Genomic DNA, 17,698 nt, shown 5'->3' with positions numbered 1-17,698 from the left:
GGCACTTCGCCCACGGCGATATCGCTCAGAGGCTCTCAGTCCCGGTCGCGCTCGTGCCGCAGCAGGACGACACCGTTCCCGAACGTGTGCGTCTCCGCGAGGCGCAGCGGGCGCTCGGTGAGGGTCTTGCCGGGGTGGAACATCGGGGTGCCCGCGCCGACCAGGACCGGATGGACGTAGACCCGGAACTCGTCCACCAGGTCGTGCTCCAGGAACGTCGTCGCCAGGTTCGCCCCGTCGATGACCAGGTCGCCACCGGGCTGTTCCTTGAGGGCGCGGATCGCCTCGGGCACCACTTCCGGCATGACGGTGGTGTGCCACTCCGCGGGCCCGGGCTTCAGCGTCCGGGAGAACACGATCTTCGGCACCTCGCGCCAGACACCCGCGAAGTCGACGGTGGCCGGCGAGGCCTCGGGGTCCTTGTCCGCCGTGGGCCAGTACTCGGCCATCAGCTCGTGCGTGACGCGTCCGCTGAGGATGCCGCCGAAGGTGCGGCACACGTCGTTCATGTGCTGGTGCAGTTCCTCGTCGACCCGGTGCCAGCCGATCTCGCGGTCGGGGCCCTCCATGTAGCCGTCGAGGGACACGCCCATCATGAAAACGATTTTGCGCATCGAGTGCTCGCCTCTCGCTGTCAGCCGCTAACCGCGCTCCCAGTCACACGGAGGTGAGGGGCAGGCGTGCGCATCGTGTTCCTTCAGAGCGACGCTCACCAGGCTCAGCAACAGCTGCACATCCGTGTCGCATTCGAGAAGCACGGTAATCCAGGAGGCTCCCGGTTGCACCCTGATCGCACTGTTGTGTCGCAGTTGGGGCAGCAGTCGCTGCACGACCGGCGACGTCAGGTACAGATCGGCGCAGTCGTCGGCGTGGAAGTGCACAAGGTCGTGGCCCGCCGCTCGAAACGCGTGCCCAACCGAGCACCGGGGCGGGCCACTTACCAGGGTGGGCCATGTCCCGAGCTCGGTCATGGCGCGCTGGGCCGCGGTCATGCCTCCATCCTCGCGCACGCTTCACCTGGAGGACCACCCCCATCCATCACGCCTTTACAGCGGGCCGGATCCGACCAGTTGGCCGCCGTCGACAACGAGGGTCTCGCCGGTGATCCAGCGGGCGCCCTCACCGGCGAGGAAGGCGACGGCCTCGCCGATGTCCTCGGGTTCGCCGATCCGGCCGAGCGGTGTCGCGCCCGCGACGGCCTCCTCGTTGTCCTGCCAGAGCGCCTCGGCGAGGCGGGTGCGCACGATGCCGGGGGCGATGGCGTTCACCCGTACCTTGGGGCCGAGTTCGAGGGCGAGGTGCTTGGTGAGGTGGATCAGGGCGGCCTTCGAGACGTGGTAGATCCCGACGTCCTTGGCGACCGAAAGTCCCCCGATCGAGGCCGTGTTGACGACGGCGCCGCCGTGTTCGCCCATCCACGCCTTCACCGCGAGCGACGTCCACAGGATCGGCGCCCACAGATTGACGTCCATGGTCTTGGCGAAGCGCGCGTGGTCCTGGTCGACGATCGGACCGTACGCCGGGTTCGTACCGGCGTTGTTGACGAGGATGTCGAGGCGGCCGTACGTCTCCACGACGTGCTCGACACAGGCGCGCGCGGCGTCCTCGTCGGTGGCGTGCGCCCCGAACCCCTCGACATTGTCGCCGAGTTGACGGGCCGCGTCCTTGGCACGCTCCTCGTCGCGCGAGGTCACCACGACGCGGGCGCCGCGGTCGCGCAGGGCGCCGGCCGCCGCGAGGCCGATGCCTCGCGACGCGCCGGTGACGAGCGCGACCCGTCCGTGCAAAGAGGCCTCCGGAGAGGTCACTTCTCACCCCGTTCCTTCTGCCGACGGCGCAGCTCGCGCCGGGCGATCGTCCGCTTGTGCACCTCGTCGGGGCCGTCGGCCAGGCGCAGGGTGCGCAGGTGCGCGTACATGCTGGCGAGCGGGAAGTCGTCGGAGACGCCGCCGCCGCCGTGCACCTGGATGGCGCGGTCGACGACCTTGAGCGCGACGTTCGGCGCGGCGACCTTGATCGCGGCGATCTCGGTGCGCGCTTCCTTGTTGCCGACGGTGTCCATCAGGTACGCGGCCTTGAGCGTGAGCAGTCGCGCCATGTCGATCTCGATGCGGGCCTCGGCGATCCAGTCCTGGATGTTGCCGCGGTCGGCGACCGGGGAGCCGAAGGTCGTCCGGGACTGGGCGCGGTCGATCATCAGGTCGAGGGCGCGCTCGGCCATGCCGATGGAGCGCATGCAGTGGTGGATGCGGCCGGGGCCGAGTCGGGCCTGGCTGATCAGGAACCCGTCGCCCTCACCGGAGAGCAGGGCGGTGGCCGGAACGCGTACGTTCTCGAAGAGGACCTCGGCGTGGCCCTCGCGGTCCTGGTAGCCGAAGACGGGCAGTCCGCGCACGATGGTGACACCGGGGGTGTCGATCGGCACGACCATCATCGACTGCTGACGGAAGGCGGGCCCGTCGGGATCCGTCTTGCCCATGACGATGAGGACCTTGCAGTGGGGGTGCAGGGCGTTGGACGTCCACCACTTGCGGCCGTTGAGCACGTAGTCGTCGCCGTCGCGCTCCATCCGCATCTGGATGTTGCTGGCGTCCGAACTGGCCACCGCGGGCTCGGTCATGGCGAACGCGGAGGCGATCTCACCGTTGAGCAGCGGCTTGAGCCACTTCTCCTTGTGCTCCTCGGTGCCGAAGAGGGTGAGGACCTCCATGTTGCCGGTGTCCGGCGCGTTGCAGTTGGTGGCCTCGGGTGCCAGGCCCGCGCTGCGGCCCATGATCTCGGCGAGCGGCGCGTACTCGAGGTTGGTGAGTCCGGGGCCCCACTCGGGGTGCGGGTGGAAGAGGTTCCACAGGCCGCGCTTCTTCGCCTCGGTCTTCAGCTCCTCGATGACCGGCGGGTGGAAGTGCGGGTCGCCGGACTCGGCCATCTGCGCGGCGTAGACCGCCTCCGCGGGGTAGATGTGCTCGTCCATGAAGGCGAGCAGCTTGTCCTGGTACTCCTGGCCCCTGGCGGACTGTTCGTACACGAGTGGTTCCTCCCAAGTCTTTTCTTACGGTGTCACATGCGGCCCGAAGGCCCCAGCAGGCGGCCCAGCTCGGCGCTCGTGGTCGCGGCGTCGCGGTGCACGATGCCTGCGATGCCGATGCGTGCGGCGCCGGTGATGTTCTGTTCCAGGTCGTCGACCATGACGGTCTGTTCGGGTGCGACGCCGAGGCGTTCGCAGGCGATGGCGTAGGCGCGCCGCGAGGGTTTGCGGACGCCGATCTCGCCGGAGATGGTGACGGCGTCGAACAGCGCGGGCAGGTCGAAGCCCGCGTAGCAGTTGTCGCCGAGGGAGTTGGAGAGCAGGCCGACGCGGAGTCCGTGCGCGCGCACCTTCGCGACGAGCGCGACCATCTCCTCGTCGGGTTTCAACCCGCCCATCATGCGGTCCACAAGTCCGGGCCCCTCGATGACGGCGCCCTGGGTCCGCAGCCGCGCCGCGAGGCCGTCCTCGAACTCCCGCTGCCCGATGAGCCCCTTCTCGTGCGCCACGAGCAGCGCGCTGCTCTCCTTGTCCTGCGTCAGGAGTCGGCGCAACAGGCCGGGATCACCGGTGAGTTCGCGCCCCAGCTCCTCGAAGCCCTCGGCGAGGCTCGTGGTGAGGACGCCGCCGAAGTCGAAGAGGACGGCGCTGCGTGCGGTCATCGCACGGACTTCTGGTAGCGGCGCATTCCGCGCAGCCACCGGTCGTAATCGCTGCCCTTGTGGCGGTAGAAGTCGAGCACCTGCTGGTGCGGCAGCACGAGGAAGCGCTCGTCACCGACGGCCGCCACCACCTCGTCGGCCACGTCGAGCGGCTTGAGCAGGTTCCCGGCGTCCAGCACGGCGCGGGCCGCGGCCTGCTCGGTGGGGTCGGAGGAGCGGGTGCCCGCCATGAGCAGCTCGGTCTCGACGCCCTGCGGGCACAGGCAGCTCACGCGCACCCCCTCGTCCCCGTACGTGACCGAGAGCCACTCGGAGAAGGCAACCGCGGCGTGCTTGCTGACCGCGTACGTCGCCGAGCCGATCTGCGTGAGCAGGCCCGCCGCCGACGCGGTGCTGAAGAAGTAGCCCTCGCCGCGCTCCACCCAGCCCGGCACGAGCAGCTTCGCGGCGCGCACGTGCGCCATCACGTTGATGTCGAGTGCGCGGCTCCACTCGTCCTCGCTCGCCTCGAGGCCCGCCGCGCCACTGATCCCGGCATTGGCGAAGTACAGGTCGACGGGTCCGAAGCCCTCCTCCGCCGCCGCGATGAGGCCGCGCAGGTGCTCGGTGTCACCGGCGTCCCCCGCCCGGCCCGCGACGCGCTCCCCATGGCTCTCGGCGAGCCGCCGCACGGTCTCGTCCAGGCGGGCCGCGTCGAGGTCGGTGAGCAGCACACCTCGGACGCCGGCCTCCAGGAGGCGCTGGGCGACGGCGGCACCGATGCCTCCGGCGGCTCCCGTCACGATCGCGACCTTGTCGTTGATCAACATCCCGCTGTCCGCTCCTTCGCTTCCTTCGTCCCACCCGGTGCGTGGCACTCACCGTACTTGAATCCGACGTCAAGTTCTAGAGATTCCTGGAGTGCCGAGGAGGTCGGCGATGTCACACCCGGCCCCCGGTGATGACAGCCGGGTCAATGGCACGCTTGAGAATTTTGCCGGTGGCGCCCTTCGGCAACTCGTCGACCACGGCGAGCAGATGGGGAACCTTGTAGGCGGACAGCCGCTCCTTGGCCCAGGCCCGCAACGTCTGTATGTCGAGCGCGGCGCCTGGGCGCAGGGCGACGACGGCCGCGACCTCCTCGCCGTAGTGCGGGTCGGGCACGCCGATGACGGCGGCCTCGACGATGTCGGGGTGCTCGTACAGCACCTCCTCGACCTCGCGCGGGTACACGTTGTAGCCGCCGCGGATGACGAGGTCCTTCTTGCGGTCGACGATGCGCAGATCGCCTTCGGCGTCGAGGGAGCCGAGGTCGCCGGTGCGCAGCCAGCCGTCGGCGTCGAGGGCCTCCCCGGTCGCGTCGGGCCGGTTCCAGTACCCCTTCATCACGACGGGCCCCTTGATGTGCACCTCGCCCACCTCCCCCTGCGGCAGCTCGGCTCCCTCGTCGTCGCGGACGGCGACCGCGCAGCCCGGCAGCGCGCGCCCCACGGTCCCAGGCCTGGCCGGTTCTCCCGCGAGATGGCAGGTGGCGGCGCCCGTGGTCTCGGTGAGGCCGTACCCCTCGACGATGGTGCACCCGAACCGCTTCTCGAAGGCCCGCATGACCTCGACGGGCAGGGAGGCCCCGCCGGAGGAGGCGAGACGCAGGCCCGCGAAGTCGGCTCCCGCCTCGTCGGTGGCCCGCAGCAGGGCGTTCCACATGGTCGGCACGCCCGCGATGAAGGTGGGCCGGTCCCGCCGGATGAGCGCCATCATCGAACCGGCATCGAACCGCTCGAGCAGGGTGAGCGAGCCACCCGCACGCATCGTCGTCCCCATCACGCAGGCCTGCCCGAACACATGGAAGAGCGGAAGCCCCGTGACGGCGCGGTCGTCGGCGCCGATGGCGTGAATGTCGCAGAAGATGGCGGCGCACGATGCGAGATTGCCGTGGGTGAGCTGGGCCCCCTTGGGCTTGCCCGTGGTGCCGGAGGTGTAGAGGAGGGCGGCGGTGTCATGGACGTCGACGGGGTGCGGCTCGGGCGTGGCGGAGGCATGCGCGATGCCTGCGAGCCCTTCGCCCATCTCCCGGAACGGCACCCCGAGTTCATCGGCCGTGCGCCGGGCAGCCGGGGCGAGCGCGGTCCACGCCAGGACGAGCCGCACGTCCGCATCCCGCGCCATGTACGTCAACTCGCGCTCGGTGGCCATGGTGTTGGCGGTGACCGCGATGGCGCCCGCGCCGAGGATCCCGTAGTACGCCATGGCGAACTCGGGCACGGACGGCGCGACGAGCAGCACCCGGTCACCGGGCCCGACGTGGTGCGCGTCCAGCAACTCCCTTACGGCAGCGGCACGTTCACGCAGTTGACCGTACGTCCAAGTAGCCACCGTCGAACCGCGCAACGCGATCCGGTCCGGGGCGACGGCCGCGTGGGCCCAGACGGGTGCGGAGGCGTTGGGCATGCGGAACCTTCCGTATGTAGTTCAAAACTTCGGGACCGGATCGTCGGCACATCAAGCGGGCATATCAAGCCCCGCCGGCGATTGAGGCGCGGGGCCCGGGGCAGAGCCCCGCGACCCCGCGCCGGGGTGACCGCAACAGCACTCAGACCGGCCCCAGTGGCCTGAACGCCGGCTCCCGCCCCTCCAAATAACTCCGCACACCCTCCGCCGCATCGGCCCGCCCGAACGACTCCTCCATGAGCGCCTCGGCCCGCTTCGCCGCCCCCTCGAAGTCCGTGTCGAACGCCTCGCTGAGCTGCTGCTTCATCACACTCATCGACGTCGGCGACGACCAGGTCGCCAGCTCCGTGGCGTAGCCGACCGCCTCGTCGAGGAGCGCGTCCCGCTCGACGACCCGGTTGACGAGCCCCATCTCGTACGCCTCCGTGCCGCGCACGACCCGCCCCGAGAACAGCAGGTCCGCCGCGCGCGCCGGCCCGACGATGCGGGGCAGCAGCCACGCGATCCCGTACTCGGCGATCAGCCCGCGGCGCGCGAACGACGTGGTGAACTTGGCGTCCGGTGTACTGAACCGGATGTCGCAGTACAGGGCCTCGACGAGGCCGAGCCCCGCCGCCGCCCCGTTGATCGCGCCGATCAGCGGCTTGCGCAGGCTCAGCGGGAACCAGCGGGGCCGCTCCCTCTTCGGTCGTTCCTCGCTCGCCGCGTCGGCGGAGCCGATCCGCTCCAGCTCGGCCATATCGGCGCCCGCGCAGAACCCGCGGCCCGCCCCGGTCACGACGACCGCGCGCACCTCGGGGTCGGCCTCCGCCTCGTCGAGGAGCGCGAAGTAGCGGTCCTCCAGCTCGTTGGTCCAGGCGTTGAGCCGGTCGGGGCGGTTGAGTGTCACCACGGTCACGGCGCCGCGCCGCTCGGCGTACGCCAGGTCCTTCTCGCTCGTCGTCACGATCGCGCTCCTTCCGCGGCGCCCGGCACCGCTGTCGGGTCCTCGCGCACCTCGCGCGGGTTGGTCTCGCGCAGCACCCAGGCGCAGCCGAAGGTGAGCAGGCCCATCACCGCGATGAACACGGACACCCAGGTGGTGCCGCCGGTGCCGCCGATGATCGCGGTCATGATGAGCGGGGTGCCGCCGCTGATGGTCAGGGCGGCGATCTGGTAGGCGAGCGAGGCGCCGGAGTAGCGCACCCGCGGCTCGAAGAGTTCACCGATGTACGCGGCGAGCGGCCCGTACGTCAGGGACTGACCGAAGCCGCCGATCAGCACGGCGACGCCGAGCCACAGCAGCGAAGCGGTGTTGACCAGCCAGAAGTAGGGGAACGCCCACAGCACGATGATGGCGGCCCCGACGAGCACTGTGGGCCGCCGCCCGACCCGGTCGGACAGCCATCCCGCCCACAGCACGAACAGGGCGCCGACCGCGGTGACCGGCATCGCGACCAGGAGGATGGAGTCCTTGTCGAGGCCGAGGTGCTCGGCGGCGTAGCTGATGACGCCCGCGATGCTGATGTAGAAGAGGCAGTTGGTGCCGGCGAGGAGTCCGGCCGCGAGCAGCACGGTGCGCCACTTGGTGCGGAGCACCTCGACGACGGGCGCCCGTGCCACCTTCGCCTTGGAACTCTTGGCTGCGGCCTCCTCGGAGAGCCGCCGGAACTCCGGCGAGTCCTCCACCTTGTTCTGCACGTACATCACGACGGGCAGCAGCACGGCGCTGACCAGGAAGGGAATGCGCCAGCCCCAGCTCATGAACGCCTCGTCCGAGGTGACCGTACTGGCCAGCAGGAAGACCCCATTGCCGAGGAACACACCGAGCGAGACGCCCATCTGCCCGAAGGTGCCCGCGTACCCCTTGCGTTTGGGTGACGCGGACTCGGTGAGCAGCAGCGCGATGCCGCCCCACTGGGCGCCGCAGGCGAGGCCCTGCACGAAGCGGAGCAGCACCAGGAGCAGCGGTGCGGCGCCGCCGAGGACCCCGGCTCCCGGCAGGCAGCCGATCAGGAAGGTACAGGCGCCCATGAGCGCCATGGAGAGGACGACCATGGCCTTGCGGCCGTGCCGGTCGCCGAGGTGTCCCGCGACGACACCGCCGATCGGCCGGGCGACGAAGCCCGCCCAGAAGGTGCTGAACGACAGCAGGGTGCCGGTCAGCGCCGACGAGTCGGGGAAGAAGACCTGCGGGAAGACCAGCGCGGCGGCCGTCCCGTAGAGGAAGAAGTCGTACCACTCGATGGAACTGCCGATGAGTCCCGCGGCAAGTAGCTTGCCCGAGGCGCGCGCCGGAGCTGTCTCGGCGGCTGCCTGCTCGGCGCCTTTTCTGGGCTGTGCGGTGGGCGGATTCACGTGCGGGGCTCCTCCGTCGTCCAAACATGTCACGACCGCTGCGGCCCTGCGGCCGCCCCCTGTATATTTGAACCCAACGTCAACTTCAATACCTTGAACACGCCCTTGAACAGGCACTGTTCAAGTTGTCACCCGGTGCCGAGATCGAGGAGATGCCCCTATGAGTGCCCCCACAGCCCTGACCGAGTGGAAGGGCGTGAGCGCGCGACAGGTCGATGTGAACGGGATCTCGCTGCGCGTCTTCGAGCACGGCCCGGCCGATACGGACAAGCCGCTGGTGGTGCTCTGTCACGGCTTCCCGGAACTGGCCTTCTCGTGGCGCCACCAGGTGCTCGCGCTCGGCGCGGCGGGGTACCGGGTGCTCGCCCCGGACATGCGCGGGTTCGGCGGGAGTTCGCGTCCCGCGGATGTCGACGCGTACGACACACTCACCATCTGCGCTGACCTCGTCGGGCTGCTCGACGCCGTGGGCGCGGACGACGCGGTGTTCGTGGGGCACGACTGGGGTGCGATGGTGGTGTGGCAGATGGCCCTGGCGCACCCGGAGCGGGTGCGGGGCGTCGTGGGGATGAGTGTGCCGGCGACTCCGCGCTCCCCCGTGGCGCCCGTGCCCGTCATGCACCGACGGCTCGGTGACGCCTTCTACATCGTGTGGTTCCAGGAGCCGGGTGTCGCCGACCGTGCCCTCGCGCAGAACGTGCGCAGGACGCTGGTGACACGAGAGATCTGGTCGGCCGAGTGGGCCGAGCGCCCGGACGAGAAGTTCCCACCGCCTGCGTGGCTGAGCGAGGAGGAACTCGACCACTACGTAACGGAGTTCGAGCGCACCGGGTTCACCGGCGGCCTCAACTACTACCGGAACATGGACCACACCTGGGAGCTGACGGAGCACCTCGACGGACGCACCATCGACTGCCCCTCGCTGTTCGTCACCGGATCCGCGGACCCGGTGGGCCAGTTCATGCCCGCCGACCGTCTTGAAGAGGTGCTGACCGATCTGCGCGGGCGCGTCGTGCTCGACGGGGCGGGGCACTGGATCCAGCAGGAGCGGGCCGGCGCGGTCAGCGCCGCTCTCCTGGAGTTTCTCGCGGCTGCCTGCTGATACGATCCGCAGCCACCGGTGGGTGCACACCCCTGACGGATGCTCGTCCACCAGTGGAAACACGAACGAAGGGACCCGCGTTGGCTGCCCACGCCCCGGCCGCAGACGGCGGACAGAAGCAACCCATCACACCACGCAGCGCCCGAGGCGTCCGCACGCGCAACGCGCTGGTCGTCGCCGCCCGTGAGGTGTTCGAGCGCGACGGGTATCTCGACGCCCGGATCACGGACATCTCCAAGGCCGCGCATGTCGCGTCCGGCTCGTTCTACACGTACTTCAACAGCAAGGAAGAGATCTTCCAGGCACTCGTCGCGCAGGTGCAGGAGGAGATGCTCCACCCGCATCTGCGCGAGCGCACGGGCATCACCGATCCGCGCGAGATGATCGACGCGTCGAATCGCGAGTACCTGCGCGCCTATAAGAAGAACGCCCGCCTCATGGCGCTCTTCGAGCAGGTCGCCCAGGTCGACGAGACGTTCAAGCAGCTGCGCATCGAGCGGGGCAACGCGTTCGCGCGCCGCAACGCCAAGCTGATCCGCTCCCTGCAGGACTCCGGCGCCGCCGACCCGGCCCTCGACCCGCTGGTGACGGCGCACGCCCTGTCCGTCATGGTGAGCCGCATGGCGTACATGGTGTTCGTCCTCGGCCAGCGCATCCCGTACGAGAAGCTGGTGACGACGCTCAACAAGATCTGGGAGAACGGGCTTCAGCTCAGGGAGCCCGACTCCCTCAAGGAACCCGGGGCGCCCGAGGCCTGAGCCGCGCGGGCGGTGCGGCGCTCCAGGATCTCCAGGACGCGCCGCCCCCAGCGCAGGTTCTCCTCCTCGAAGGAGATGCCGCGCAGCAGCGTCAGATACGGTCCGACGCGCTCCCCGTCGGCGAGGAAGTCGTCCTCGCCCAGCTCGCCGAGCAGATGCCGCCGCACCCGCTCGTAGCGGGCGAGCTTCCCGCGCGCCCAGTCCATGCGCTCCTCGATGTGCGCGCGGACGGCATCGAGCTCGCCGACGTCGACGGCCTGCACCTTCACCATGAGTTCGTCGCGCAGCGCGAGCGGCTTGGGCTGCCGCTGCGTGAACGCGGCCAGGTCGGCGCGGCCGGCCCCGGACAGCGTGAACATCCGCTTGTTCGGCCTGCGTTCCTGCGGCACCACCCGCGCGTCGATCAGCCCGTCGGCGGTCAGCCGGTCCAGCTCCCGGTAGAGCTGCTGCGGCGTCGCCGCCCAGAAGTTCGACACCGAGACGTCGAAGATCTTCGCCAGGTCGTACCCGGAGGCCTCGCCCTCCAGCAGGGCGGACAGGACGGCGTACTTGAGCGACATGTGGACACCATACAGCGATGCGATTACTGTCACCCGCACCTATTCAACTTGTTGCCTATGACCCAGTGGGCGAGGAACCGAGGTGGCACCCGTGCATCCCTTCCGTGCAGCCGTGGAGAAGGACGATCTCGACGCGGTCGAGGCCATGCTGGCCGAGGACGTGGTCTTCACCAGCCCGGTCGTGTTCAAGCCCTACCCGGGCAAGGCGATCACCGCGGCGATCCTGCGCGGCGTCACCCGCGTCTTCGAGGACTTCCACTACGTGCGGGAGATCGGCGACCCCGACGGGCGGGATCACGTGCTCGTCTTCGAGGCGCGGGTCGGCGAGCGGAAGATCACCGGCGCCGACTTCCTGCACTTCGACGAGGACGGCCTGATCGACGACTTCATGGTGATGGTGCGCCCGCTCTCCGCCGCGCAGGCGCTGGCCGAGGCGATGGGCGCCCAGTTCGACCGGATCGCCGAGGAGGCGGCACGGCCCGACGGCTCCTGAGGCGTACGCGCGGCAAGTGTGACGGTCCTGTGGACCAGCGGCGAGGAACGTGCCGTGTCCATGTCGGGCGCGCGGGCGGCGTGTCAGGCTCCGCGGTGATGCCGGGCCGATCCCGCCCGAGAACCTGATCCAAACGACAGGGCCCAGCACCCGCCCGCGTTCCGGAGGACCGCCGTATGGCCGAGCAGAGTCGCTCACCTCAGCACGACGAACCGTCGACGTCCGCCGCACCGGGACGCCGCAGAGTGCTCGCCTATCTGCTGGCCGCGCCGACGCTCGCCGTGGGCGCCCGGTTCGCCCTGGACGCCGCGGACCCCGCCGAGGCCGAGGCTGCGGTGCCCTCGCCGCCGCAGCCCGAGGAGCTCTTCGACCTCGGTGACATGCAGAATCTCGCGGCGGCCCCGACGGCGGGCCTGATCACCGTACGCGTGCACGAGGACGGCACCGCCTCGTTCGCGGTGCCGCGCGCCGAGGTCGGGCAGGGCATGACCACCGCGGTGGCGATGATGATCGCGGAGGAGTTGGACCTGCCGCTCGACGCCGTACGGGTCTCCCTGGCCGACGCCCGCCCCGAGTTGCTGATGAACCAGCTCACCGGCGGCTCCAACTCGATGCGCAGCATCTACCTACCCGTGCGCACCGCGGCCGCCCTCGCCCGGCAGCAGCTGATCGCCACGGCGGCGCGGCAGTGGGGCGTCGCGACCTCGGAACTGACCGCCCAGGAAGGCGTCGTCTCGTACGGCTCCGGTTCCTCGGCGAAGCGCGCCGCGTACGGCTCCCTCGCGAAGGCGGCGGCGAGCGGGCAGTCGCTGCGGGTGGCGGCGGCGCCGTTGAAGGAGCGGTCCGAGTTCAAGGTGCTCGGCACCCCGCAGAACCGCGTCGACGCGCTGGAGGCCGTCACCGGGCGCAAGAAGTTCGGCATGGACTACGAGGTTCCCGACGCCAAGCCCGCCATGGTGCGCAGGCCGCCGACGCTCGGCGGGACCGTGCGGACGGTACGCAACGCGGACGCCGTGCGGCGGATGCCCGGCATCACGGACGTGGCGACGCTGAAGCACGGCGTCGCGGTGCGCGGCGAGACGTTCGGCCAATGCATCGACGCACTACGGGAGTTGGACGTCGACTGGGGTCCGGGCGACGTCGACGGCGAGTCCGACGACTCGGTGGAGCGGAAACTCAAGGCGGCCACTCCCCCGATGATCGTGCCGCCGGTCCTGACGAAGAAACTCGACGCCGAGTTCACCTTCGCGTTCGCCAGCAACAGCCCGCTGGAACCGGACAACGCCATCGCCGACGTGCGCGAAGGACGTGCCGAGATCTGGTCGAGCCTGAAGGTCCCGATCGTCGCCCAGCGCGACATCGCGACGAGGCTCGGCCTGCCTCAGCACGCCGTGACGGTGCATGTGGTGGAGGGCGGCGGCTCGTTCGGCCGGCACCTCTTCCACGACGTCGCGGCCGAGGCGGCGGAGATCTCGCAGAAGATCGGCAAGCCGGTCAAGCTGTCCTGGTCGCGCACCGACAGCTTCCGACACGGCCGCGCCCACCCGATGTCCGTCTCGCGCGTGCGCGCCACGTACACCGGCAAGGAAGTCCTCAGCTACGAGCAGCGGCACGCCAGTTCGGAGACCGACTTCGGGCACGGGCTCGGCGAGATGATCACGTCGACGGCCGCGAAGCTGCCCGTGGCCGGCAACCTCACCTTCGCCGAGACCATCTTCACGCTCACGCAGACCACCCCGTACGACTTCGGTGTCACCACGCAACTGCTCAGCGAGGTACCACTCAAGTTCGCGACCGGCAGCATGCGCAACATCTACTCGCCGAACGTGGCGTGCGCGCGGGAGCTGATGGTCGACGAGCTGGCGCGGAAGATGGACCGGGACCCGGTGGAGTTCCGGCGCTCGTTCCTCAAGGACGACCGGCTGCGCGCCGTCCTCGACAAGGCGGCCGAGGAGGGCGAGTGGGGCCGGCCGCTGCCCGACGGGGTGGCGCAAGGGATCGCCCTGCACACCGAGTACCGGGGCGCCGTCGCGATCCTCGCGGAGATCGACTGCCGGCCGGAGACCGTCGGCCGCAAGGTCAAGGACGGGGTGACGGGACCGCGGGTCACGAAGGCGCTGATCGTGGTGGACGCCGGGTTCGCGATCAACCCGCGGGGCCTGGGCGCGCAGATGATGGGCTGCTTCAATGACGGCCTCGCCATGGCACTCACCTCCAGCCTGCACATCGAGGACGGCCTTCCGCTGGAGGGCAGTTGGGACAACTACTTCTATACGCGGCAGTGGAACACCCCGCCCGAGCTCCGGGTGATCGTGATGCCGAACACCGGCGAAAAGCCTTCGGGCGCCGGGGAGTTGGGGGTTGCGCCCGCCTTCGCCGCCGTCGCGTGCGCCTACGCGCGGGCGACCGGCACGCTGCCGACGCGCTTCCCCATCGACCACGCGGAGCTCGCGTTCGAGCCGCTGCCGCGCGAGCCGTCGACACCGCAGTCACCGACGGACGGGCTCGATCGGGCGTACTGAGCAGGGTCCCGCTTTCCCCCGACTACCGAGGAGACCTGATACCCCGATGCCGCGCCACACTTTCACGCTGAACGGCGAGCGGATCACCGTCGAGGCCGAGGACGACGTGCGGCTGCTGTGGGTGCTGCGCGATCTGCTCGGCGTCACAGGACCCAAGTACGGGTGCGGAATCGGCGTCTGCCAGGCCTGTACGTCGCACATCAACGGCAAGGCGTTCAACCCGTGTTCGGTGCCGGTGTCACAGATCGGCGAGGACGACGAGGTGACGACGATCGAGGGACTGCCCGCCACCGTCGGCCGCGAGCTGCACCCGATGCAGGAGGCCTGGCTGGAACGCGACGTGGCACAGTGCGGCTACTGCCAGCCGGGCCAGATCATGGCCGCCGTCGCCACGGTACGCAAAGTGCGGGACGAGGGCCGTGAGATCACCGAGGCGGACCTCGACGCGATCCGCAATGTGTGCCGCTGCGGCACGTACAACCGGATCCGTGAGGCGATCAAGTCGGGGGCGCGGGCCATGTGACGCCCGCGCACTCGCGGTCAGCGCAGGTCGTGTTCGACGGTCGGCGCAGGCCGTAGTCGGATGTCAGCGCAGGTCGTAGTCGACGTGGAAGTCGTCCTCGAGCTCGAAGAAGACCTCACCGGAATCGGCGGCCGCGTTGGCCACGGGGCGCACGGTGGCGCCCAGCCACACCATGTGCGGTGCGGTGCCCACGATGCGGCAGGGCACGATGAAGTCCTCGGGGAAGCGGACCAGCGCCTCGTTGCGCGCGACTCCGGTGCCGCGGTTGACGACGCGGGACTGGACCACGACGCCGGGCCCCGCACTGTGCTCGGTCGTCAGCTCGCTCGACGCGCAGACCGGACACAGCATCCGCCGGAAGGACGGGGTGCGGCACCAACGGCAGCGCTGATAAGGGAATCCGGACTCCGCTTCCGAGGTGCCCTCGACACCATTCGGCGCCATGACACCGATGCCACTCGTGAACGTCCCTGACATCACTGACATCCTTCGGCCTCCCGCACTCGCCGGCGCGCGCCGGGCGGCGGTGCCTCGACGCACTCTCAGCGTATGACACTCAGTGCCAGCCGGTAAAGACACTGAGTACCATCAAGTTGCTTCGGGCTCCGTTTCATTCGTCCCGCAGCGCCGATTCCACCCGCTGGATGACCCGCCACATCGGGGCCCCCTTCGTCGCCACCATCACGACGACGTCCTCCTGCGGGGGCTCGGGCGCGGCCGCACCGTCGCCACCCTCCCCCCAAGTCCGCCGTACGAGCAGCAGCGCGCGATCCACCGCGACCTCGGCGTCGCCCTCGCCGCCCGAACGCAGCCAGGAGCGAAGGCCGTTGTTGTGCGCGGCAACGACGGACGCCGCCACCACCTCCGCGCGCAGCGCGCCGTCCTCCGCGTCGGCCCAGCGCCGCCGCAGATACCCGGCGAGCATGCGCTCGTAGCGCCGCACGACGGACAGTTCGTACGTCCGAAGGCCCGGCACCTCGCGGGTCAACTTGTAGCGCTGCACGGAGAATTCGGGGTTCGTGGCGTAGACGCGCAGCACCAGGCGCGCGGCGTCGGACACCACGTCCACGGCATCGCTCTCGTCGCTCGCGGCCTCCAGGAAGGCCGTCATGTCGGCGAGGCAGCTCTCGTGGTCCGGGAAGACCACGTCCTCCTTCGACGGGAAGTAGCGGAAGAACGACCGCCGCCCCACACCGGCCCGCGCCACGATGTCGTCCACGGTCGTCCGCTCGAACCCGCGCTCCAGAAACAGCTGGAACGCCGCTTCGGCCAGCACCTCCCGCATGGGTGCCTTCTTCTGTGACCCGTTGACCTCGCGCGCCTCGCTCATGCCGGGAACGTAACACCGGAAGGTCACCCTTGGCACTAGGTACCTTTACAGAGGGAACTGAGTGCCATACGTTGACGGGAGTAGTTGGACGCTTGCAGGAGAACTGCAGGGCTGTGAAGGAGTCGGCGTGAGCTTGAGGATCGTTGTCACCGTGAAGTACGTGCCGGACGCCACGGGCGACCGGGGTTTCGCCGATGACCTGACCTTGGATCGTGACGATGTCGACGGTCTGCTGTCGGAACTCGACGAGTACGCGGTGGAGCAGGCGCTGCAGATCTCGGAAAACTACGAGGGCGACGCCGACGACGTGGAGATCACCGTCCTGACCGTGGGTCCCGAGGACGCCAAGGACGCGCTGCGCAAGGCGCTGTCGATGGGCGCGGACAAGGCGATCCACGTCGAGGACGACGACCTGCACGGCACGGACGCGATCGGCACCTCGCTGGTGCTGGCGAAGGCGATCGAGAAGGCCGGCTACGACCTGGTCGTCTCCGGCATGGCCTCCACGGACGGCACCGCGGGCATCGTGCCGGCGCTGGTCGCCGAGCGTCTCGGTGTGCCGCAGGTGACGCTCCTGTCCGAGGTCGCCGTGGCCGACGGCAAGGTGTCGGGCCGCCGTGACGGTGACACCGCCTCCGAGCAGCTGGAGGCGTCCCTTCCGGCCGTGGTGTCGGTGACGGACCAGTCCGGTGAGGCGCGTTACCCGTCGTTCAAGGGGATCATGGCGGCGAAGAAGAAGCCGGTCGAGGCGTGGGACCTGTCCGACCTGGACATCGAGGCCGAGGAAGTCGGCCTGGAGGGTGCCTGGACGAAGGTCGCGTCCGCCGATGAGCGTCCGGCGCGCACCGCGGGCACGATCGTCAAGGACGAGGGCGAGGGCGGCAAGCAGCTCGCCGAGTTCCTCGCGGGCCAGAAGTTCATCTGAGCACCAGACGTTCACCTGAGACAGCGGAAGTTGGAGAAGAACAGTCATGGCTGAAGTTCTGGTCTTTGTCGACCACGTGGACGGTGCCGTCCGCAAGCCCACTCTGGAGCTGCTGACGCTGGCCCGCCGCATCGGCGACCCGGTCGCCGTCGCCCTCGGCAACGGTGCCGCCGACACCGCCGCCGCGCTCGCCGAGCACGGCGCGGTCAAGGTCCTCACCCACGAGGCCGCCGAGTACGCCGACTACCTCGTCGTGCCGAAGGTGGACGCGCTGCAGGCCGCCTACGAGACGGTCTCCCCGGCCGCGGTGCTGGTGCCGTCCTCCGCGGAGGGCAAGGAGATCGCCGCGCGCCTGGCGCTGCGTATCGGGTCCGGCATCATCACCGACGCCGTCGACCTGGAGGCCGGCGACGGCGGTCCGGTGGCCACGCAGTCGGTGTTCGCCGCCTCGTACACCACCAAGTCGACCATCTCGAAGGGCACGCCGGTCATCACCGTCAAGCCCAACTCCGCCGCCGTCGAGCCGGCCGCGGCCGCCGGCGCCGTCGAGGCCCTGACCGTGTCGTTCTCGGAGCAGGCCACGGGCACGAAGGTGACCTCGCGCACCGCGCGTGAGTCGACCGGGCGTCCGGACCTGACGGAGGCCGCGATCGTGGTCTCCGGTGGCCGTGGTGTCAACGGTGCCGAGAACTTCTCGGTCATCGAGGCGCTCGCCGACTCCCTCGGCGCGGCCGTCGGTGCCTCGCGCGCCGCGGTGGACGCGGGCTGGTACCCGCACTCCAACCAGGTCGGCCAGACCGGCAAGAGTGTCTCGCCGCAGCTGTACATCGCCTCCGGCATCTCCGGCGCGATCCAGCACCGCGCGGGCATGCAGACCTCGAAGACGATCATCGCGATCAACAAGGACGCCGAGGCCCCGATCTTCGACCTCGTCGACTACGGCGTCGTCGGCGACCTCTTCGACGTCGTCCCCGCCCTCACCGAAGACGTCAAGACCCGCAAGGGTTAAGGAAGTTCGAGACCGCCGCCGCGCC

General features: G+C 69.8%; 19 protein-coding genes. 7 read left to right on the top strand and 12 right to left on the bottom strand.

The window, feature by feature from the left end; translation table 11 throughout:
* Positions 1 to 35: 35 nt before the first annotated feature.
* The 9 genes from OHA73_RS43975 to OHA73_RS43935 form a co-directional block, all read right to left on the bottom strand.
* The gene (locus OHA73_RS43975; RefSeq protein ID WP_266724925.1) at positions 36 to 614 is read right to left on the bottom strand and encodes a dihydrofolate reductase family protein; all 579 of its coding nucleotides are present in this window, start codon (positions 612 to 614) and stop codon (positions 36 to 38) included.
* Positions 615 to 641: 27 nt separating this feature from the next.
* The gene (locus OHA73_RS43970) at positions 642 to 971 is read right to left on the bottom strand and encodes a luciferase domain-containing protein (protein WP_327658642.1); all 330 of its coding nucleotides are present in this window, start codon (positions 969 to 971) and stop codon (positions 642 to 644) included.
* A 75-nt stretch (positions 972 to 1,046) separates the two neighbouring features.
* Positions 1,047 to 1,808, bottom strand: coding sequence for an SDR family oxidoreductase (locus OHA73_RS43965; RefSeq protein WP_266724922.1), 762 nt, complete (start codon positions 1,806 to 1,808; stop codon positions 1,047 to 1,049).
* Complete coding sequence (locus OHA73_RS43960) at positions 1,805 to 3,025, bottom strand: acyl-CoA dehydrogenase family protein (protein WP_267073272.1); 1,221 nt, start codon at positions 3,023 to 3,025, stop codon at positions 1,805 to 1,807. The genes OHA73_RS43965 and OHA73_RS43960 overlap by 4 nt, the downstream gene beginning before the upstream one ends.
* Before the next feature lie 32 nt (positions 3,026 to 3,057).
* The gene (locus OHA73_RS43955; RefSeq protein ID WP_327658237.1) at positions 3,058 to 3,687 is read right to left on the bottom strand and encodes an HAD family hydrolase; all 630 of its coding nucleotides are present in this window, start codon (positions 3,685 to 3,687) and stop codon (positions 3,058 to 3,060) included.
* Complete coding sequence (locus tag OHA73_RS43950) at positions 3,684 to 4,496, bottom strand: SDR family oxidoreductase (protein ID WP_327658236.1); 813 nt, start codon at positions 4,494 to 4,496, stop codon at positions 3,684 to 3,686. Before OHA73_RS43950 ends, OHA73_RS43955 begins: the two co-directional genes overlap by 4 nt.
* Before the next feature lie 112 nt (positions 4,497 to 4,608).
* Positions 4,609 to 6,114 (bottom strand): long-chain-fatty-acid--CoA ligase, encoded by a 1,506-nt coding sequence (locus tag OHA73_RS43945; protein WP_327658235.1) that lies wholly within the window; start codon positions 6,112 to 6,114, stop codon positions 4,609 to 4,611.
* Between the two features lie 142 nt (positions 6,115 to 6,256).
* Positions 6,257 to 7,060, bottom strand: a complete 804-nt coding sequence (locus OHA73_RS43940) for an enoyl-CoA hydratase-related protein (protein WP_327658234.1) — start codon at positions 7,058 to 7,060, stop codon at positions 6,257 to 6,259.
* Positions 7,057 to 8,451 carry an MFS transporter gene (locus OHA73_RS43935; protein WP_327658233.1) on the bottom strand — a complete coding sequence of 465 codons (1,395 nt, stop codon included), beginning with the start codon at positions 8,449 to 8,451 and terminating at the stop codon, positions 7,057 to 7,059. The genes OHA73_RS43940 and OHA73_RS43935 overlap by 4 nt, the downstream gene beginning before the upstream one ends.
* 160 nt (positions 8,452 to 8,611) lie before the next feature.
* On the opposite strand from OHA73_RS43935, the gene OHA73_RS43930 reads away from it, so the two are divergent.
* Complete coding sequence (locus OHA73_RS43930) at positions 8,612 to 9,553, top strand: alpha/beta fold hydrolase (protein ID WP_327658232.1); 942 nt, start codon at positions 8,612 to 8,614, stop codon at positions 9,551 to 9,553.
* An 80-nt stretch (positions 9,554 to 9,633) separates the two neighbouring features.
* Positions 9,634 to 10,311, top strand: coding sequence for a TetR/AcrR family transcriptional regulator (locus tag OHA73_RS43925; protein WP_266724909.1), 678 nt, complete (start codon positions 9,634 to 9,636; stop codon positions 10,309 to 10,311).
* Here OHA73_RS43925 and OHA73_RS43920 read toward each other — a convergent pair.
* Positions 10,260 to 10,871: a PadR family transcriptional regulator gene (locus tag OHA73_RS43920; protein ID WP_267073278.1), complete on the bottom strand. Its 612-nt coding sequence runs from the start codon at positions 10,869 to 10,871 to the stop codon at positions 10,260 to 10,262. The genes OHA73_RS43925 and OHA73_RS43920 overlap by 52 nt on opposite strands.
* A gap of 91 nt (positions 10,872 to 10,962) precedes the next feature.
* Here OHA73_RS43920 and OHA73_RS43915 point away from each other — a divergent pair, with 91 nt between their 5' ends.
* The 3 genes from OHA73_RS43915 (at position 10,963) to OHA73_RS43905 (ending at position 14,409) form a co-directional block, all read left to right on the top strand.
* The gene (locus OHA73_RS43915) at positions 10,963 to 11,364 is read left to right on the top strand and encodes a nuclear transport factor 2 family protein (RefSeq protein WP_327658231.1); all 402 of its coding nucleotides are present in this window, start codon (positions 10,963 to 10,965) and stop codon (positions 11,362 to 11,364) included.
* Positions 11,365 to 11,540: 176 nt separating this feature from the next.
* Positions 11,541 to 13,886: a molybdopterin cofactor-binding domain-containing protein gene (locus OHA73_RS43910; RefSeq protein WP_327658230.1), complete on the top strand. Its 2,346-nt coding sequence runs from the start codon at positions 11,541 to 11,543 to the stop codon at positions 13,884 to 13,886.
* A gap of 46 nt (positions 13,887 to 13,932) precedes the next feature.
* Positions 13,933 to 14,409, top strand: a complete 477-nt coding sequence (locus tag OHA73_RS43905) for a (2Fe-2S)-binding protein (protein WP_327658229.1) — start codon at positions 13,933 to 13,935, stop codon at positions 14,407 to 14,409.
* A gap of 63 nt (positions 14,410 to 14,472) precedes the next feature.
* On the opposite strand, the gene OHA73_RS43900 is transcribed toward OHA73_RS43905, so the two are convergent.
* Positions 14,473 to 14,886, bottom strand: coding sequence for a Zn-ribbon domain-containing OB-fold protein (locus OHA73_RS43900; RefSeq protein WP_443063191.1), 414 nt, complete (start codon positions 14,884 to 14,886; stop codon positions 14,473 to 14,475).
* A 133-nt stretch (positions 14,887 to 15,019) separates the two neighbouring features.
* On the bottom strand, positions 15,020 to 15,739 hold the full coding sequence (locus OHA73_RS43895) for a TetR family transcriptional regulator (RefSeq protein WP_327658228.1): 720 nt from the start codon (positions 15,737 to 15,739) through the stop codon (positions 15,020 to 15,022).
* Positions 15,740 to 15,866: 127 nt separating this feature from the next.
* Between OHA73_RS43895 and OHA73_RS43890 the strand changes: the two genes are divergently transcribed.
* Positions 15,867 to 16,664: an electron transfer flavoprotein subunit beta/FixA family protein gene (locus OHA73_RS43890; protein WP_327658227.1), complete on the top strand. Its 798-nt coding sequence runs from the start codon at positions 15,867 to 15,869 to the stop codon at positions 16,662 to 16,664.
* A gap of 46 nt (positions 16,665 to 16,710) precedes the next feature.
* Positions 16,711 to 17,673, top strand: a complete 963-nt coding sequence (locus OHA73_RS43885) for an electron transfer flavoprotein subunit alpha/FixB family protein (protein ID WP_327658226.1) — start codon at positions 16,711 to 16,713, stop codon at positions 17,671 to 17,673.
* Positions 17,674 to 17,698 lie beyond the last annotated feature (25 nt).

Origin of the sequence: Streptomyces sp. NBC_00483 (genome assembly GCF_036013745.1) — a bacterium.
Classification (GTDB): domain Bacteria; phylum Actinomycetota; class Actinomycetes; order Streptomycetales; family Streptomycetaceae; genus Streptomyces.
This window is presented reverse-complemented; position numbering and strand designations above follow the sequence as displayed.

What these genes read in the sequence shown, in the direction of transcription:
- OHA73_RS43975 (WP_266724925.1), bottom strand. Translation starts at nt 614, where the DNA reads ATGCGCAAAATCGTTTTCATGATGGGCGTGTCCCTCGACGGCTACATG.
- OHA73_RS43970 (WP_327658642.1), bottom strand. Translation starts at nt 971, where the DNA reads ATGACCGAGCTCGGGACATGGCCCACCCTGGTAAGTGGCCCGCCCCGG.
- OHA73_RS43955 (WP_327658237.1), bottom strand. Translation starts at nt 3,687, where the DNA reads ATGACCGCACGCAGCGCCGTCCTCTTCGACTTCGGCGGCGTCCTCACC.
- OHA73_RS43950 (WP_327658236.1), bottom strand. Translation starts at nt 4,496, where the DNA reads ATGTTGATCAACGACAAGGTCGCGATCGTGACGGGAGCCGCCGGAGGC.
- OHA73_RS43945 (WP_327658235.1), bottom strand. Translation starts at nt 6,114, where the DNA reads ATGCCCAACGCCTCCGCACCCGTCTGGGCCCACGCGGCCGTCGCCCCG.
- OHA73_RS43930 (WP_327658232.1), top strand. Translation starts at nt 8,612, where the DNA reads ATGAGTGCCCCCACAGCCCTGACCGAGTGGAAGGGCGTGAGCGCGCGA.
- OHA73_RS43920 (WP_267073278.1), bottom strand. Translation starts at nt 10,871, where the DNA reads ATGTCGCTCAAGTACGCCGTCCTGTCCGCCCTGCTGGAGGGCGAGGCC.
- OHA73_RS43910 (WP_327658230.1), top strand. Translation starts at nt 11,541, where the DNA reads ATGGCCGAGCAGAGTCGCTCACCTCAGCACGACGAACCGTCGACGTCC.
- OHA73_RS43905 (WP_327658229.1), top strand. Translation starts at nt 13,933, where the DNA reads ATGCCGCGCCACACTTTCACGCTGAACGGCGAGCGGATCACCGTCGAG.
- OHA73_RS43900 (WP_443063191.1), bottom strand. Translation starts at nt 14,886, where the DNA reads ATGTCAGGGACGTTCACGAGTGGCATCGGTGTCATGGCGCCGAATGGT.
- OHA73_RS43895 (WP_327658228.1), bottom strand. Translation starts at nt 15,739, where the DNA reads ATGAGCGAGGCGCGCGAGGTCAACGGGTCACAGAAGAAGGCACCCATG.
- OHA73_RS43885 (WP_327658226.1), top strand. Translation starts at nt 16,711, where the DNA reads ATGGCTGAAGTTCTGGTCTTTGTCGACCACGTGGACGGTGCCGTCCGC.